The 16240-nt window shown below is 74.8% G+C and carries 15 protein-coding genes; 14 read left to right on the top strand and 1 reads right to left on the bottom strand.

Going from position 1 to position 16240, the window contains the following annotated elements:
- Positions 1-124 precede the first annotated feature (124 nt).
- The 14 genes from FB474_RS10875 (at position 125) to FB474_RS10810 (ending at position 15261) form a co-directional block, all read left to right on the top strand.
- On the top strand, positions 125-511 hold the full coding sequence (locus FB474_RS10875) for a single-stranded DNA-binding protein (RefSeq protein ID WP_141788656.1): 387 nt from the start codon (positions 125-127) through the stop codon (positions 509-511).
- A gap of 91 nt (positions 512-602) precedes the next feature.
- A complete protein-coding gene (locus tag FB474_RS10870; RefSeq protein WP_141788655.1) occupies positions 603-1664 on the top strand; it encodes an HAD-IIA family hydrolase in 1062 nt (353 codons plus the stop codon).
- 250 nt (positions 1665-1914) lie between these two features.
- Complete coding sequence (locus FB474_RS10865; RefSeq protein ID WP_141788654.1) at positions 1915-2865, top strand: accessory factor UbiK family protein; 951 nt, start codon at positions 1915-1917, stop codon at positions 2863-2865.
- Positions 2862-3329, top strand: coding sequence for a hypothetical protein (locus tag FB474_RS10860; protein WP_141788653.1), 468 nt, complete (start codon positions 2862-2864; stop codon positions 3327-3329). Before FB474_RS10865 ends, FB474_RS10860 begins: the two co-directional genes overlap by 4 nt.
- Before the next feature lie 32 nt (positions 3330-3361).
- The gene (locus tag FB474_RS10855) at positions 3362-4180 is read left to right on the top strand and encodes a TlyA family RNA methyltransferase (RefSeq protein WP_141788652.1); all 819 of its coding nucleotides are present in this window, start codon (positions 3362-3364) and stop codon (positions 4178-4180) included.
- The gene (locus tag FB474_RS10850) at positions 4177-5166 is read left to right on the top strand and encodes an NAD kinase (RefSeq protein WP_141788651.1); all 990 of its coding nucleotides are present in this window, start codon (positions 4177-4179) and stop codon (positions 5164-5166) included. Before FB474_RS10855 ends, FB474_RS10850 begins: the two co-directional genes overlap by 4 nt.
- A 26-nt stretch (positions 5167-5192) precedes the next feature.
- Positions 5193-6905, top strand: a complete 1713-nt coding sequence (recN, locus tag FB474_RS10845) for a DNA repair protein RecN (RefSeq protein WP_141788650.1) — start codon at positions 5193-5195, stop codon at positions 6903-6905.
- 85 nt (positions 6906-6990) lie between these two features.
- Positions 6991-8175, top strand: coding sequence for a putative cytokinetic ring protein SteA (gene steA, locus FB474_RS10840; RefSeq protein WP_141788649.1), 1185 nt, complete (start codon positions 6991-6993; stop codon positions 8173-8175).
- Positions 8172-9125, top strand: a complete 954-nt coding sequence (locus FB474_RS10835; protein WP_185746123.1) for a copper transporter — start codon at positions 8172-8174, stop codon at positions 9123-9125. Before steA ends, FB474_RS10835 begins: the two co-directional genes overlap by 4 nt.
- Complete coding sequence (locus FB474_RS10830) at positions 9122-9940, top strand: hypothetical protein (protein ID WP_141788647.1); 819 nt, start codon at positions 9122-9124, stop codon at positions 9938-9940. Before FB474_RS10835 ends, FB474_RS10830 begins: the two co-directional genes overlap by 4 nt.
- 5 nt (positions 9941-9945) lie before the next feature.
- The gene (gene murJ / locus FB474_RS10825; protein ID WP_185746121.1) at positions 9946-11760 is read left to right on the top strand and encodes a murein biosynthesis integral membrane protein MurJ; all 1815 of its coding nucleotides are present in this window, start codon (positions 9946-9948) and stop codon (positions 11758-11760) included.
- A complete protein-coding gene (locus FB474_RS10820; protein WP_141788645.1) occupies positions 11757-12878 on the top strand; it encodes a glycosyltransferase family 4 protein in 1122 nt (373 codons plus the stop codon). The genes murJ and FB474_RS10820 overlap by 4 nt, the downstream gene beginning before the upstream one ends.
- A gap of 11 nt (positions 12879-12889) precedes the next feature.
- Positions 12890-14608 carry a CTP synthase gene (locus FB474_RS10815; RefSeq protein WP_246092138.1) on the top strand — a complete coding sequence of 573 codons (1719 nt, stop codon included), beginning with the start codon at positions 12890-12892 and terminating at the stop codon, positions 14606-14608.
- Positions 14605-15261, top strand: coding sequence for an NUDIX domain-containing protein (locus FB474_RS10810; RefSeq protein WP_246092137.1), 657 nt, complete (start codon positions 14605-14607; stop codon positions 15259-15261). The genes FB474_RS10815 and FB474_RS10810 overlap by 4 nt, the downstream gene beginning before the upstream one ends.
- Here FB474_RS10810 and FB474_RS10805 read toward each other — a convergent pair.
- On the bottom strand, positions 15222-16211 hold the full coding sequence (locus FB474_RS10805; protein WP_185746230.1) for an EamA family transporter: 990 nt from the start codon (positions 16209-16211) through the stop codon (positions 15222-15224). The two genes, FB474_RS10810 and FB474_RS10805, sit on opposite strands and share 40 nt — an antisense overlap.
- Positions 16212-16240: the final 29 nt, after the last annotated feature.

Genomic DNA, 16240 nt, shown 5'->3' with positions numbered 1-16240 from the left:
TCGCGCCCCCTGTTGTCCACAAGGGGTGCGCTCCCAGGTCCCACCATCCACAGGGGCCGGTCGCTGCCTTCACGGCGGCCACCGGCCCCTTCAGCATGGAGGAAAGACCAGGGAGAGGTGCCAGATGACTGCACGAGCAGCAGCCCGTTCGCGGGCCACGCCGGAGGATGAGCCGGCGGTCAACGAGGTCAGGCTGGTCGGCCGCGTGAGCGGCGACCCGACGTCGCGCGACCTGCCGAGCGGCGACACGGTCGTGCAGCTCCGGGTCGTCGTCCGCAGGACCGGATCGCAGCGTGCTGGGGCCAGGACCACTGCGTTGGTGGACACCCTCGACGTCGCGTGCTGGGGCAAGGGCGTGCAGCGACGGGCCTCCCGCCTGCGCGACGGTGATGTCATCGAGGTGACCGGAGCGCTGCGCCGACGCTTCTGGCGGTCCCCGGGCGGCGCCGCCAGCCGTTACGAGGTGGAGGCGGCGACCGTGACACGCCAGCAAGGCTCGTCCGCCCCGTGACCCTGGCTTGTGACCCCTGACCGGTGAGCGTTGACCCGTGAGCGCTGGCCCGGCGCCGTCGGCGGCCGCACCGACGCGCGACAATGCCCGGGTGACTGAGCCGGAGACGTCGCTGCTGCACGGGTACCAGGGGGTCGTCTGCGATCTCGATGGTGTGGTCTACCGCGGTCACGAGCCCGTGCCCCACGCGGTGGAGGCGCTCCGGGCCGCCGTGCGCTCCGGCCGACGGGTCGTCTACGCCACGAACAACGCCTCGAGGACCCCGGCCCAAGTCGCCGCGCAGCTGAGCCGCATGGGCGTCTCCCTGGCGGAGCGAGACGTCGTCACGAGCGCCCAAGCGGGGGCCGCGCGGGTCCGGGAACGTGTCGGAGACGGCGCCAGGGTGCTCGCGGTCGGTGGCGAGGGTGTGCGTGCCGCGCTGCGTGAGGAGGGGCTCGTCGCGACCTCCGAGGCTGCGGGCGCAGTGGCCGTGCTGCAAGGGTTCGGCGCCGACGTGGGCTGGCGCGAGCTGGCCGAGGCGGCGTATGCCGTGCAGGCCGGTGCCGTGTGGGTCGCCACGAACATCGACGCGACGCTGCCGACCGACCGGGGGACGGCTCCGGGCAACGGCACCCTGGTGGCGGCGGTCCGCAGCGCCACCGGGGTCGACCCGGACGTGGTCGGCAAGCCGTGGACACCGTTGTACGAGCTGAGCGCCCGGCGGCTCGACACCGATGCGTCGCAGACCCTGGCGATCGGCGACCGGCTGGACACCGACATCGCCGGGGCGAACGCCGCGGGCGTGGATGCCCTGGTGGTCCTCACCGGGGTGCACGGCCCGGCGGACCTGGCCGCAGCCCCCGCCGAGTGGCGACCGCGCTACGTCGCCACGGACCTGAGGTGCCTTGGCGCGGGCTACGTCGCGCCGCAGAAGGTCGAGGACGCGTGGGCCTGCGGTGCCGCGATGGTGCGGGTGGACGCCGGCGACGCCCCGTCCATCCAGGTGGTGTGCGACGGTCCGGCCGAGCACCTGCTGCGGGCCGCCCTCGAGGCCGCGTGGGAGGCGGTGGACCGCGGCGCGGTCGCAGCGGAGTCGCTGGGAGAGGCCGGGATGGGGCGATGGTGGTCCCGGGTGGCCGAGCGTCTGGCAGGGGACGCCGAATCGACGGACTGACCCGGAGGTCGGCGACGGCCAGGGGCGCGGATCGACACGCTGACCCCAGGTCGGCGACGGTCGGGAGACACCGAATCGACACGCTCACCCCGGGGGGCGCGGCGCTACGATCCACCGTTGGATACGTGCCCGCGCTGGTCAGGTGCCCGACCTGGCGTGGATGGCAGGAGACGCGCGCGGAGCGGGGCAGTAGCGTGAAGCCTCACTGCCGGGTCGTGATCCGGTGCCGGGACCACGAGGGAGGAACTCCATGGCGTTCGAATCGGTGCGGGGTTACGTCCAGCTCGCCTCAGGGCTGGGCGAGCTGACGAAGGCCCGGGCGCTCGAGGCCGCCCAGGGGCTGCTGTCCCTGCCCGGGGTCACGAGCACGGGCAGGGTGGCCGGGCAGGTCACCACGCTCGCCGACGAGCTGCTCGCCGCTGCCACCACCAACCGCGAGAACCTCACGACCCTGGTGCGCACCGAGGTCGAGGCTGCGGTGAGCCGGCTCGGGCTGGTGCCGGTGGCCGAGCTCGAGGCGGCCCAGGCCCAGGTCACGCGGCTGCGTGCCGAGCTGGCCCAGGTGCGCTCGGCCGACCAGGCCGAGGAAGCCGCGGCCGCGCACGACGCCGCGACCCGCAGCCGCGGGGGCGAAGCACGCCGGCCGGCCCGGGCGACCCGAGCAGCGGCCACCGCCGGGGCCGCGCCCGCAGCCGTCCCGGCTCGCAAGCCCGCCACGAAGCCGATGTCCGCCACGGACACGGCCGGGACCTCGACGTCGGCGACCGCGGCACGGGCGACGAAGCGTCCTGCCGCCAAGCGCTCGGCGACCAAGGCCTCCGCGGCCAAGGCTTCCGGAACGAAGACATCGTCGACCAGGGCTTCCGCGGCGAAGACCTCGGCGGCGAAGGCCTCGACCGCCAAGTCCTCGGCGGCGAAGACCTCGACCGCCAAGACCTCGGCGGCCAACACCTCCACGGTGAAGAAGGCCGCGGCCAGGAAGAGCAGTGCGGCCAGGCCCGGCGCGAAGAAGGCCGCGGGCGCGTCCTCGGTCGCGGCCGCCGCCTCCGGTGCCCGGTCGACCACGCAGACCGCGCGCGCCACGCGACGCCGGCCCGCCAGCGCCCAGGCTGCCCGGACCCGGGCCGCCCGTGAGGCTGCCCCCGCGCCGACGTCCTCGTCGGCCGTCACGACCCGCCGGACCCGCAAGGAGACCTCATGACCCACGACGACGCGGTGCAGGACGACGCGGTGCAGGACGCCCCCGCGCAGGCAGCCGGCGGGTCGACCGCGGCGGCACCGAAGCCCGGCCCGGCGATGGGCGGGGCCGCCAAGCCCGGCCCGGGCCTGGGGACCGCACCGAAGCCGGTCCAGGTCGGCCAGAGCGCGGGGCAGGGTTCCCGCGAGGGTTCGGACCAGGCCTCCGACCAGGCCCCGGACCAAACCTCCGACCAAGCCTCCGGCCAGGCCTCCGGCGAGACCGCGGGCGCTGGTGCGGCTGCCGGCAGCGGGCTGGTCACGCCTCCCGCTGTGGCCACCAAGGAGCCCACTGGCGACGTGGTGGTCGACGCTGTCCTCGACGAGTTCGACCGGGTCACCGGCGAGCCGCTCGACGCGCACGTCGAGGTCGGGGAGAAGGTCCACCGCACGCTGCAGGCCCGGCTGGCCGACCTCGGCGACGAGTGAGCGCCCCGACCCTCCACCCCGGTGACCTCGCCATGACCGACTCGCCGTCGCGCCTGGACGTCGAGCTCGTCCGGCGTGGCCTGGCCAGGTCGCGTGGGCAGGCCCGCGCCCTCGTCGACCGGGGCGCCGTCCTCGTCGGCGGGGCCACCGCGAGCAAGGTCTCCGCCCCGGTGACCGCGGCTGACGAGATCACCCTGGCGACCAAGCCCGACCCGTGGGTGAGCCGCGCGGCATACAAGCTGCTGACCGCACTGGACGTGTTCGCCGACCGCGGCCTGTCGGCGCAGGGGAAGCGCTGCATCGACGTCGGTGCCTCCACCGGTGGCTTCACCCAGGTGCTGCTGGCCCGCGGTGCGACCCATGTCGAGGCGGTCGACGTCGGCCACGGCCAGCTCGTCGCGCAGGTGGCTGGCGACCCGCGGGTGACCGAGTGGTCCGGCACCAACGTGCGGGACCTCGACCCGGCCACCGTCGGGGGGCCCGCGGCCCTGGTGGTCGCCGACCTCAGCTTCATCTCCCTGCGCACGGTGATGCCGGCGCTGGCCGCCCTGACCGCACCTGGCGGTGACCTCGTGGTGCTGGTTAAGCCGCAGTTCGAGGTCGGCCGCGAACGGCTCGGCCGGGGTGGGCTGGTGCGCAGCGCACCCGACCGCGCGCGGTCCATCACCGACGTGGCGCAGGCCGCGGCGCAGGAGGGGCTGCGCCCGGTCGCGCTGCACGGCAGCCCGATCCGGGGCACCAACGGCAACATCGAGTACCTACTCTGGTGCACGTCCCGCGACGTCGACGCGCTGAGCCCGCGCGAGGTCGCCGACCGGGCCGAGCGCCTCTCGACGGAAGGGCTGACGTGACGCGTCGCATCCTGCTCGTGGCCCACCCGCGCCGCCCCGAGGCCCAGCACCTCGCGGGGGACGTCGCGTCGCGCCTGCACGCGGCCGGCATCGAGGTGGCCCTGCTGCCCGAGGAGGCCGAGGCGGTCCACCTGGGGCACAACCCCAACGTCGTGCTGGCCGACCCCGCCGACCCGGCCCGCGGCTGCGAGCTGGTGTGCGTGCTCGGCGGCGACGGCACCATCCTGCGCGGGGCGGCCATGTCGCGCGGCACCGACGCACCCCTGCTCGGGGTCAACCTCGGACACGTCGGCTTCCTCGCCGAGGCCGAGCGCGAGGACCTGCAGGAGACGGTCGAGCGCATCGTGTCCCGCGACTACGAGGTCGAGGAGCGGATGACCCTCGAGGTGCGGGCCCACCACGACGGGGAGCTCATCGCCTCCAGCTGGGCGCTCAACGAGGTCACCGTCGAGAAGGCCGCGCGGGAGCGGATGCTCGAGCTCATCGTCGAGGTCGACGGCCGGCCGTTGTCCACGTGGGGCTGCGACGGGGTCGTCATGGCCACGCCGACCGGCTCGACGGCCTACGCGTTCTCCGCCGGAGGGCCCGTCGTGTGGCCCGACGTCGAGGCCATGATGGTCGTCCCGCTGGCCGCACACGCGCTGTTCGCCCGGCCGCTGGTCGTCGGACCGCGCTGCCGGCTGGCCGTCGAGGTGCTCGCCGACACCGAGGGCTCCGGCGTCCTGTGGTGCGACGGCGCGCGCATGGTCGAGCTGCCGCCGGGCGCCCGGATCGAGGTCTGCCGCAGCGACACCCCGGTGCGTCTGGCCCGGATGAGCGCCTCGCCCTTCACCGACCGGCTCGTGGCCAAGTTCGACCTCTCGGTCGCCGGCTGGCGCGGGGCGGGCCGTCGCGCGAGCGGCGGTCCGGGCCCGGGCCGCCGCCGGGGGAGCGGGCCCGGCCCGTCGACGGGAGGGGACCACTCGGTGGCGCCTGCCACCGACTGACAGTCCCCCCTCCTAGGCTGGCCGACGTGCTGCGCGAGATCCGGATCCAGAACCTCGGCGTCATCGACGACGCCGTCCTCGCCCTGTCCCCGGGCCTCAACGTCGTCACCGGTGAGACCGGTGCCGGCAAGACCATGGTCGTCTCCGGCCTCGGCCTCCTGCTCGGCGCCCGCGCCGACGCCGGCCTGGTGCGCAACGGGGCCACGGCTGCGTCCATCGAGGGACTGGTCGAGGTGCCCGAGGGCCACCCGGCCCTGGTCCGCGCCCGGGAGGCAGGCGGCGACACCGAGGACGGGCTCATCCTGGCCCGCACCGTCTCCGCCGAGGGTCGCTCGCGCGCCCACGTCGGCGGCCGCAGCGCCCCGGTCGGGGTGCTCTCCGACCTGCGCGAGCTCCTCGTCGCGGTCCACGGCCAGTCCGACCAGTGGCGGCTGCGCCAGCCCGACCAGCATCGGGTGGTGCTGGACGGCTTCGCCGGCGCCTCGGTCGCCGAGCCGCTGGCGCGCTACACCGTCCTGTATGACGAGCACCACCAGCTCCGCACGGAGCTGGACGAGCTGCGCGCCCTGGCCCGGGACCGCGCCCGCGAGATCGACGTGCTGACCGCCGGCGTCGAGGAGGTCGAGGCCGTCGACCCCCAGCCCGGGGAGGACCACGAGCTGCGCGCCGAGGACGAGCGCCTGGCCCACGCCGAGGGCCTGCGCGGCAGCGCGGGGCTCGCCCACGCCCTGGTGGCCGGGGCCACCGGCGGCCCGGAGGAGGAGGCGGCCGATGAGGTCCGCGGCAACGTCGTCGAGCTGCTCGCCGAGACCCGCGCCACGCTGGGCGCCGCCTCCGTCCACGACCCGACGCTGGCCGACCTCGAACGCCGGGCCCAGGAGCTGGGCTACCTGGCGGCCGACCTGGGAGCCGACCTCGCGGCATACCTCAGTGACGTCGACGTCGACCCGGCCCGGCTCGCCTGGGTGCAGGAGCGGCGTGCCGACCTGGCCCGGCTGCAGCGCAAGTACGGCGACACCGTCGACGAGGTGCTGGCCTGGGCCAAGGAGGCCGCCGCACGGCTGGACCGGCTGGTCACCGCCGACGACCGGGCCGAGGCGATGCAGGCCCGGCTGGAGCAGCTCGAGGCCGAGCTGACCGCGGCGGCCGCCGAGCTGACCGCCGCCCGCACCGCCGCCGCGCAGGAGTTCGGCCGGCGCGTCACGCAGGAGCTGGCGCACCTGGCGATGGGCAAGGCCGTGGTCCAGGTGGCGGTGCAGCCGCGGGAGACCTTCCTGCGCCACGGCGCCGACGACGTGGAGATCCTGCTGGCGGCCAACCCCGGCGCGCCGCCGCGCAGCGTCGCCAAGGCCGCCTCGGGCGGCGAGCTGTCCCGTGTGATGCTCGCGCTGGAGGTCGTCACCGGCAGCGGCGACGTGCCCACGTTCGTCTTCGACGAGGTCGACGCCGGCGTCGGCGGCAAGGCGGCGCTCGACGTCGGGGCGCGGCTGGCGGCGCTCGCCCGGTCCGCGCAGGTGATCGTCGTCACCCACCTGGCCCAGGTCGCGGCCTTCGCCGACCAGCACCTGGTGGTGCACAAGACCGATGACGGGCACGTGACCGCGAGCGGGGTCGCCGCGGTCAGCGGGGACGACCGGTTGCGTGAGCTGGCGCGGATGATGGCCGGCGTCGAGGACTCCGGCGTCGCCATCGAGCACGCCCGCGAGCTGCTCGCCCAGGCCGGGCAGGCGGTCGGCTGAACACGCGCCAAACGTGACAAGGCCGTGACCCGGTGCGCGGTCGGCGCCATCGGGGCTCGTGGTGGGCCGTGGCACGATATCCCCGATGCCTCTCTCCATCCGACGCCGGAGCAGCCGCGAACCGGAAGTGCCCGGGGTCCGCGGTCCCGTCCGCGTGGACGCGCGAACCAAGAACCTCACCAAGCGCCTGAAGCCCGGCGACATCGCCGTGATCGACCACCAGGACATCGACAAGGTGAGCGCCGAGGCACTGCTCGCCTGCCGCCCGGCCGCCGTCGTCAACGCCTCGCCATCCATCAGCGGGCGCTACCCCAACCTCGGTCCGGAGATCCTCATCGACGGCGGGGTGCCGCTGCTCGACAACGCGGGGCGCGACGTCATGCACGCCCTGCACGAAGGGCAGCAGGTGCGCATCGAGGGCGACGAGATCTACGTCGGCGACACCATCGTGGCCAAGGGGCACCTGTTCGACCACGAGTCGGTGCAGGCGGCGATGAACGAGGCCCGCGCCGGCCTTGCCGTGCAGCTCGAAGCCTTTGCGGCCAACACGATGGAGTACCTCCGCCGTGAGCGCGAGCTGCTCCTCGACGGGGTCGGCGTCCCGGACATCCGCACCGGGATCGACGGTCGGCACGTCCTGGTGGTGGTGCGCGGCTACCACTACAAGGAGGACCTGCAGACCCTGCGGCACTACATCCGCGAGTACCGCCCCATCCTCATCGGCGTCGACGGCGGAGCCGACGCGCTGGTCGAGGAGGGGCACAAGCCGCACCTGGTCGTCGGCGACATGGACTCGGTCTCCGACGCCACGCTGACCTGCGGTGCCGAGATCGTCGTGCACGCCTACCGCGACGGCCGGGCGCCCGGCCTGGAGCGAGTCCGCAACCTGGGCATCGACCCGGTGGTGTTCCCGGCGACCGGCACCAGCGAGGACGTCGCCATGCTCCTGGCCGATGACAAGGGCGCGACCCTGATCGTGGCCGTCGGCACCCACGCCACCTTGGTGGAGTTCCTCGACAAGGGGCGTTCGGGCATGGCCAGCACGTTCCTCACCCGGCTGCGGGTCGGCGGCAAGCTCATCGACGCCAAGGGCGTGAGCCGCCTCTACCGCTCCCGGATCTCCAACCTGTCCCTGTTCGCAATGCTCGCCGTGGGGCTGTTCGCCCTGTATGCCGCGCTGGCCGCCACGCCTGCCGGCACCGCCATGCTCACCGTGGTCGGTGCCCGCTGGGACGACGTGTGGTCCTGGATCGTAGGACTCTTCTCGTGATCGACTTCCGCTACCACCTCGTCTCCATCGTCTCGATCTTCCTGGCGCTCGCCGTGGGGATCGTGCTGGGGGCGGGCCCGCTGCAGAACAACATCGGCCAGTCGCTGAACGAGCAGGTGACCGCGCTGCGTCAGGACAAGGCGACGCTGCGCGCCCAGCTCGAGGCCCAGCAGCGGGGGATCGACGCCCGCGACACCTTCGCCAACACGGTGACGCCCAAGCTGGTCTCCGGCAGCCTGTCGGGGCGCACCGTCAGCATCGTGGTGGCGCCCGGCGCCGACGCCGACACGGTCAAGAAGACGACGACCGCGCTGACCGGCGCCGGCGCCCGGATCGGGTCCACGGTCACCCTGACCGACGCGTGGGTCGACCCGACCAAGCGCACCTTCCGCGACAACCTCGCCACGCAGCTCGCGTCCCTGGTCAAGGCTCCCGGCACGCTCAGCACCCCCGAGATGCTCCCCGGGACGGTGCTCGCGCGCGCGCTGCTCACCACGGCCGAGCGGCCCACGGACAAGCTCGACCCCAGCGCCGCCCAGGCCCTGGAGGGCCTCAAGGCCGGTGACCTGCTCACGGTGGGCTCCGACCCGGTCGTCCCCGCCTCGAGCGCGGTCCTCGTGGCCGGCCCGGTCAAGGGCGCCAACGAGGAGGACACCTCCGCCCGGCTCGCCTCGTGGGTGGCGCTCACCCGGGCCCTGGACGCCGCCGACTCGGGCACCGTGGTGACCTCGACGATGAACGCCACGGACCCGCAGACAACCGGCGCCCTCGTGGCGGCGGTGCGCGCCGACGGCGACGCGAGCAAGGCCGTCTCCACCGTGGACGACGGCGACCAGAGCATCGGAGCGGCCCCGCTGGTCGAGGCGCTGACCGAGCAGTACGCCGGCCACAGCGGCCACTACGGGGTCGGTTCGGACGCGGCGTCCGTGCTGCCCGGCACGGTGAAGTGAGCCTCGACCGCAGGGCCGTGGCGCTGGCCGCCGGGGCAGCGGGGGCGGCCATCACGCTGCGCGGGCTGCGCCGCCGGCCGCCGGGTGGCGAGGTCCGCTGGACCCGGACCAGCCACGCCGGTGGGCCGGTGACGCTGCTGGAGGGACCGGCATACGTCGCGGGCACGCTCGCCGGGCTGGCCGCGGGTGCCGCCGGTGGGGCAGGTCCGGCGATCGCCGCGGCCGGTGCGGGGGCGTTCGGCGCCCTCGACGACCTGGCCGGCGACAGCTCCAGCAAGGGGCTTCGCGGCCACCTGTCCGCCCTTGGTCGCGGTGAGGTGACCACGGGTGCGGTGAAGATCGCCGGCCTCGGGCTGACCGGCCTGCTCGCTGCGGTGGCCGTCGACCGCCGGGACGAGGAGCGGCCCGGGCTGCTCGCGACCCTGGTCGGGGGAGCGGTCGTCGCCGGGGCGGCCAACGTCGCCAACCTGCTGGACCTGCGCCCGGGCCGGGCGCTGAAGGCCACGACCCTGGCCGCCCTGCCGCTGGCGGCGTCATCGACGCCCGCCGGGGTCACCGCTGCGGCCGCCGCCGGCGCGGCGCTGGGCTCGCTGCCTGAGGACCTCGCCGGCCGTGCGATGCTCGGCGACACCGGCGCCAACACCGCCGGGGCGCTGCTGGGCACGGCGCTGGTGCAGCGCAGCGGCCTGCGCGGCCGGCTGGTCACGCTGGCGGTCGTCACCGGCCTGACCGTCGCCTCCGAGAAGGTCAGCTTCACGAAGGTCATCGAGTCCACACCGGGGCTGCGCGAGCTCGACGCCCTCGGCCGACGGTGACCGCGGTGAGCCCCGCCCCGTCACGGCGGGCCCATGGCCTGCTGGCCGCCGCCGGGCTCATCGCCGTCGTCACCCTCGCGGCCCGGGTCGTCGGCTTCGGTCGGTGGCTGGTCTTCTCGCACTCGGTCGGCGTGACCTGCGTCGGCAACGTCTACCAGACCGCCAACCAGCTGCCGAACGTCATCTACGAGGTGGCCGCCGGTGGTGCCCTGGCCGCGATCGCCGTCCCGGTGATCGCCGGGCAGCTCGGCCAGGGCGACCGGGAGTCCGCCGACCGGACGGCCTCGGCCATGCTCACCTGGGCGCTGACCCTGCTGGTCCCGCTCGCCCTGCTGGTCGCCGCGCTGGCCGGACCGCTGACCTCCGCGATGCTCGGCCCGGACGTGTGCCGCTCGCAGCCGGGCGCGGCCGCCGAGCTCGGCGCGACCATGCTCGTCGTGTTCGCCCCGCAGGTGGCGCTGTACGGCGTCGGGATCGTGCTGGCCGGCGTCCTGCAGGCGCACCACCGCTTCCTCGGGGCCGCCCTGGCGCCGCTGCTGTCCAGCCTCGTCGTCATCGCCGCGTACGTGCTCTACGGGGCGCTGTCCGGCGGCCACGGCAACGACCCGGCCCACCTGCCGGCCGGCGCCGCGTGGGCGCTGTCCGCGGGCACCACGATGGGCGTCGTCGCGCTCAGCCTGCCGCTGCTGGTGCCGGTGCGCCGTGCTGGCGTGCGGCTGCGGCTCACCTGGCGCTTCCCCGACGGCGTGGCCCGCCGCGCCGCGTCGCTCGCCGGCGCCGGGCTCGTGGCCCTGCTCGCGCAGCAGGCGGCCGTGCTCGCCACGGTCTGGGTCACCAACTACCGCAGCGGCAACGGCACCCTCAACGTCTACACCTACGTCCAGGCCGTCTACCTGCTGCCGTATGCCGTGCTCGCGGTGCCCCTGGCCATCTCCACCTTCCCGACCCTGGCGGCCCAGGCCGCCCAGGAGGGCGTCTCGCAGGAGGAGGCCGCCGCCGAGGCGGTCGAGCTCGAGGTCTTCGAGCGTGAGTCGGTCGAGCCGGACCCGCCCGAGCGGGAGGCGGCCGCCGGGCAGGTCCGCAACAGCGGGCTCGGCGCACCCGCCGGGGCCGACGGGGGAGCTGCCGGGACCGACGATGACGCCTCGCGCACCCTGGCCCGCTCGACCCGGGCGGTGGCGGTCGCGGGGGTCCTTGGCGCCGCGGTGCTGCTCGTCGCCTCGAGGCCTCTCGGCGCGTTCTTCACTGCCCTCGACGCGGGGCGGCACCAGCCGGTCGGCCGCGCGGCCCTGCAGGCGATGCCGGTCGCCATGGACTCCTACGCTGTCGGTCTGGTCGGCTTCGGCCTGGCCGCCGTGCTGACCCGCGCCCTCTACGTGCGCGGCCGGCCCCGGATCGCGGCCGTGGCGGTGGCCGCGGGCTGGCTCGTTGCCGCGCTCTGGCCACTCCTCGCGCTGACGGGGCCGACCGAGCCCACCCGCACGCTGCGCACCCTCGGGGTCGCCAGCAGTGCCGGCATGACGCTGACCGGGGTGCTGCTGCTCGTGGCGGTCCGCCAGGCCTGGGGGGCGCCCGCCCTGCGTGGGCTGCCACGCACGCTGGTCGCGGCTCTGGTGGCCGCGGTCGTGTCGGTGGCGCCGGGCCGGGTGCTGGCTGATGCGCTGCCCACGCGCGGCCTGCTGCCGTCGGTGCTGGTCGGTGTGCTGGTGGCGTCCGTGACCGTCGTCGTGTTCGTGGCCGTGCTCGCCCTGGCCGACCGGGAGACCGGGCGGCTGCTCACGGCTCGCCTGCGCTCGCGGGTGCTGCGGAGGTCGGCGTGAGGGTGGTCATGGTGCTGGGCCGCAGCACCGGGGGGATCGGCACGCACGTGGCCCAGCTGTCGGCCGACCTGCGCGCCGCCGGGGCCCACGTCGTGGTGGTCACCCACCCCGCGACCGCCGAGCGGTTCGACTTCGGCGACGTGCGCCCGTGGTGGCCGCGGCTGCGACCGGTCGGCGCGGCAGCGGCGAGCCTGCTCGACCTGCTCGCGCTGCGCCGCCTCGCGGCCGCCAGCGACGTCGTGCACGCCCACGGGCACCAGGCCGGGCTGCTGGCCACCCTGGTGACCCTCGGCCTGCGCCGGCCCCGCCTCGTCGTCTCCCAGCACAACGCGGTCCTCGCCGGCTCGGGCCGGCTGCGCCTGAAGGAGCTGGCCCAGCGGCTCGTCGCCCGGCGGGCGGACCTCGTCACCGGGGCGAGCAGCGACCTGGTGGACCAGGCCCGCGACCTGGGCGCGCGCGATACCCGCCTGGCCCCCGTGCCGTCCCCGCGCGTCCCGGCGCTGCTGGCGCAGGAGCCACTCGACCGGCAGGGTCGCGCCGCCGAGCGGGCGGCGCTGCTGCGCGAGGCGGGCCTCCAGGTCGACCCGGGGCGGCCGCTGGTGCTGACCATCTCGCGGATCGCCCCGCAGAAGGACCTCGACGTGCTCGTGCGGGCCGCGTCCCGGCTGTGGACGCCGGCAACCTGGGTGGTCGTCGGTGACGGCGACGAGGTGCTGCTGGGCGAGCTGGAGGCGCTGGTCGAGCAGGTCGCGGCACCGGTCCACTTCGTGGGGGCGCGCCGCGACGCCGACCGGTGGCTGCGCGCCGCCGAGGTGTTCGTCCTGCCGAGCGCCTGGGAGGCCCGCGCGCTGGTCGTGCAGGAGGCGATGGCGGCCGGCGCACCGGTGGTCGCCACCGACGTCGGCGGGCTGCACGACCTCGTCGAAGGAGTCGGCCTGCTCGTCCCCGCAGGGGACCCCACGGCCGTGTCGGATGCCACACGAACGGTGCTCATCGACCCCGACCTGCGCGAACGTCTTGCCCGGCAAGGGCGCTCGGCCGCCGCGGCACTGCCCGACGGGGACGACACGGCCGCGACATGGCTGGCGTGGTACTCCGAGGGCCCGTCGATGACGTAGAGTGCAAGTCCGTGGTTGAGCAGACAAAGCACATCTTCGTGACCGGAGGCGTCGCCTCTTCGCTCGGCAAGGGGCTCACGGCCTCGAGCCTCGGACACCTGCTTCGGGCCCGCGGACTGCGGGTGACGATGCAGAAGCTCGACCCCTATCTCAACGTGGACCCCGGGACGATGAACCCGTTCCAGCACGGCGAGGTCTACGTCACCGCGGACGGGGCCGAGACCGACCTCGACATCGGCCACTACGAGCGGTTCCTCGGCGTCGAGCTCGACGGCTCCGCCAACGTGACGACCGGTCAGGTCTACAGCCAGGTCATCGCCAAGGAGCGCCGTGGGGAGTACCTCGGCGACACCGTCCAGGTGATCCCGCACATCACCAACGAGATCAAGGCGCGGATGCGCGCCACCGCCGAGGGCCCGGCCGACAAGCGCCCTGACGTGATCATCACCGAGATCGGCGGCACCGTCGGCGACATCGAGTCGCTGCCCTTCCTGGAGGCGGCGCGCCAGGTGCGCCACGACGTGGGTCGCGACCACGTCTTCTTCCTGCACGTCTCGCTGGTGCCCTACCTCGCCCCGAGCGGTGAGCTGAAGACCAAGCCGACCCAGCACTCCGTGGCCGCGCTGCGCCAGGTCGGCATCCAGCCCGACGGCCTCGTGCTGCGCGCCGACCGGGTCATCCCCGAGGGGATCAAGCGCAAGATCTCGCTCATGTGCGACGTCGACACCGAGGCGTGCGCCGCCGCCGTCGACGCGCCGAGCATCTACGACATCCCCAAGGTGCTGCACGGCGAGGGCCTGGACGCCTACGTCATCCGCCGCCTCGGCCTGCCGTTCCGCGACGTCGACTGGCACGACTGGGACGAGCTGCTGCGCCGCGTGCACAACCCCGAGCACGAGGTCGAGATCGCCCTGGTGGGCAAGTACATCGACCTGCCCGACGCCTACCTGTCGGTGACCGAGGCCATGCGCGCCGGCGGCTTCCACCACGACGCCAAGGTCCGCATCCGCTGGGTCGCCAGCGACGAGTGCCAGACCGAGGCCGGCGCGCAGAAGGCGCTCGGCGGCGTCGACGCGGTGCTCGTGCCCGGCGGCTTCGGCGTCCGCGGCATCGAGGGCAAGCTCGGCGCGCTGCGCTGGGCGCGCGAGCGTGGTGTGCCGACCCTGGGCATCTGCCTGGGCCTGCAGTGCATGGTCATCGAGTACGCCCGCACCGTCGCCGGCATCGCCGACGCCTCCTCCAGCGAGTTCGACCCGGGCACCGAGCACCCGGTCATCGCGACGATGGAGGAGCAGAAGGCGTTCGTCGAGGGCGCCGGTGACCTCGGTGGCACGATGCGCCTGGGGCTGTACCCCGCGGCGCTCGCCGAGGGGTCGGTCGTGGCCGAGACCTACGGCTCGACCAAGGTCGAGGAGCGGCACCGCCACCGCTACGAGGTCAACAACTCCTACCGCGAGCAGCTCGAGCAGGCTGGCCTGCGCTTCTCGGGCACCTCGCCGGACGGCACGCTGGTGGAGTTCGTCGAGCTGCCCGCCGACGTGCACCCGTACTACGTCTCCACCCAGGCGCACCCGGAGTTCCTGTCCCGCCCGGACAAGGCCCACCCACTGTTCGCCGGCCTGGTCGGCGCGGCGATCGACCAGCAGCGCCAGGCCCGCCTCGTGGAGGTCGAGCGTCCCCGCGCCGACCACGCCGAGGCCGAGCAGGCCGACCCGGTCGCGGCGCCGTGAGCCTCGACGCGCCGTCCCTGTCCGCCCACGAGCTGCGGGACCGGCTGGAGTCCCGGCCGGTCTCCGAGCGCGAGGTGCTGCTCGAGGGCATGGTGTGGGACGTCGTGCGCGACACGGTCGACCTCGGCGAGGCCGGCACCGTGCGCCGGGAGTACGTCCTGCACCCCGGCGCCGTCGGCACCGTCGCGATGGACGACAAGGGCCGGATCCTGCTCGTCCAGCAGTACCGCCACCCCGTCGGCCACTACGACTGGGAGCTGCCCGCCGGGCTGCTCGACGTCGAGGGTGAGCCGCCGTGGGAGGCCGCCGCGCGCGAGCTGCACGAGGAGGCCGACCTGACGGCCGGGACATGGAACGTCCTGGTCGACCACTTCGCCTCACCCGGCGGCCTGTCCGAGGTGCTGCGCCTGTTCCTGGCCCGTGACCTCGCGTCCGTGCCGCACGAGGAGCGGCACCAGCGCGAGGCCGAGGAGCACGGGATGCCCGTGCGGTGGGTCGACCTCAACGAGGCGGTGGCCGCGGTGCTCACCGGCCGTCTCCACAACCCCGCCGCGATCATCGGCATCCTGACCGCCTACGCGGCCAGGGAGCTCGACTGGGGCACGCTGCGGCCCTACGACGCACCCTGGCCGGAGCACCCGGCATACCGCTGATCCACGGCTCCCTCGGGAGCTGCACTCGCACCCACCGCCGCCCCGGTCACCGGGGCGGCGGTGTGCGTCGCGGCCCGGCGCAGGCTGGTCTGGCGGCGGCGTGAGAGCAACACCGCGGCGGCGACCCCGGCGAGGAGCATCAGGCCGCCCGTCAGCTCGGTGGCCGTGGGCACCTCGCCCAGCGCCAGCCAGGCCGCGGCGATGCCGGCCACGGGGACGAGCATCGTGAACGGGACGACCGCCGTGGCGGGGTGGCGCGCCAGCAGCGAGTTCCACAGGCCGTAGCCGAGCAGCGACGCCAGGTATGCCGTGAACGCGGCGCTGCCGAGCGCGCCCAGGTCCGGGTGGGTCACCGCGGCGGAGACCGCGGCGGGGCCCTCGCCCAGCAGCGACAGGGCCAGCAGGGGCACCGGCACGACCAGCCCGGACCACACCACCATGGACAGCCCCGAGGTCGGGCGGGCGTGCCGGGCGACGACGTTGCCGATGGCCCAGGAGGTGGCCGCGGCCACGACGAGGAGCAGGGGCAGCAGCGGGGCGTGGGGGCCTCGCCCCACCGCGACGACGGCCAGCCCGGCGGCGCCCACCAGGACGCCGAGCAGCTGGCCTCGGGTGGGTCGTTCGCGCAGCGCCACGCTGGAGAAGAGCACGGTGAGCAGGACCTGGCTCTGCAGCACCAGCGGGGTGAGCCCGGCCGGCATGCCGAGGTGCATGGCGACGTAGACGAGCGCGAACTGGCCCAGGCTCATGAACAGCCCGATCGTCACCACGAGGCGCCAGGGGACGGCGGGGCGGGGGACCAGGAACACCGCGGGGAAGCACACCAGCACGAAGCGCAGCGCGACGAACAGCAGCGGCGGCACGCTGGCCAGACCGCGGTCGATGGCGATGAAGTTGACCCCCCACACGACGGCGACGAGGGTCGCGAGGGCAGCGTCGCGGGCGGGCAGCGTGGCGGAGGGCATGCCACTACCGTGCC

Origin of the sequence: Oryzihumus leptocrescens (assembly GCF_006716205.1) — a bacterium.
Lineage (GTDB): Bacteria > Actinomycetota > Actinomycetes > Actinomycetales > Dermatophilaceae > Oryzihumus > Oryzihumus leptocrescens.
The sequence above is the reverse complement of the archived record's forward strand: the minus strand, read 5'-3'. Positions and strand labels throughout refer to the sequence as shown.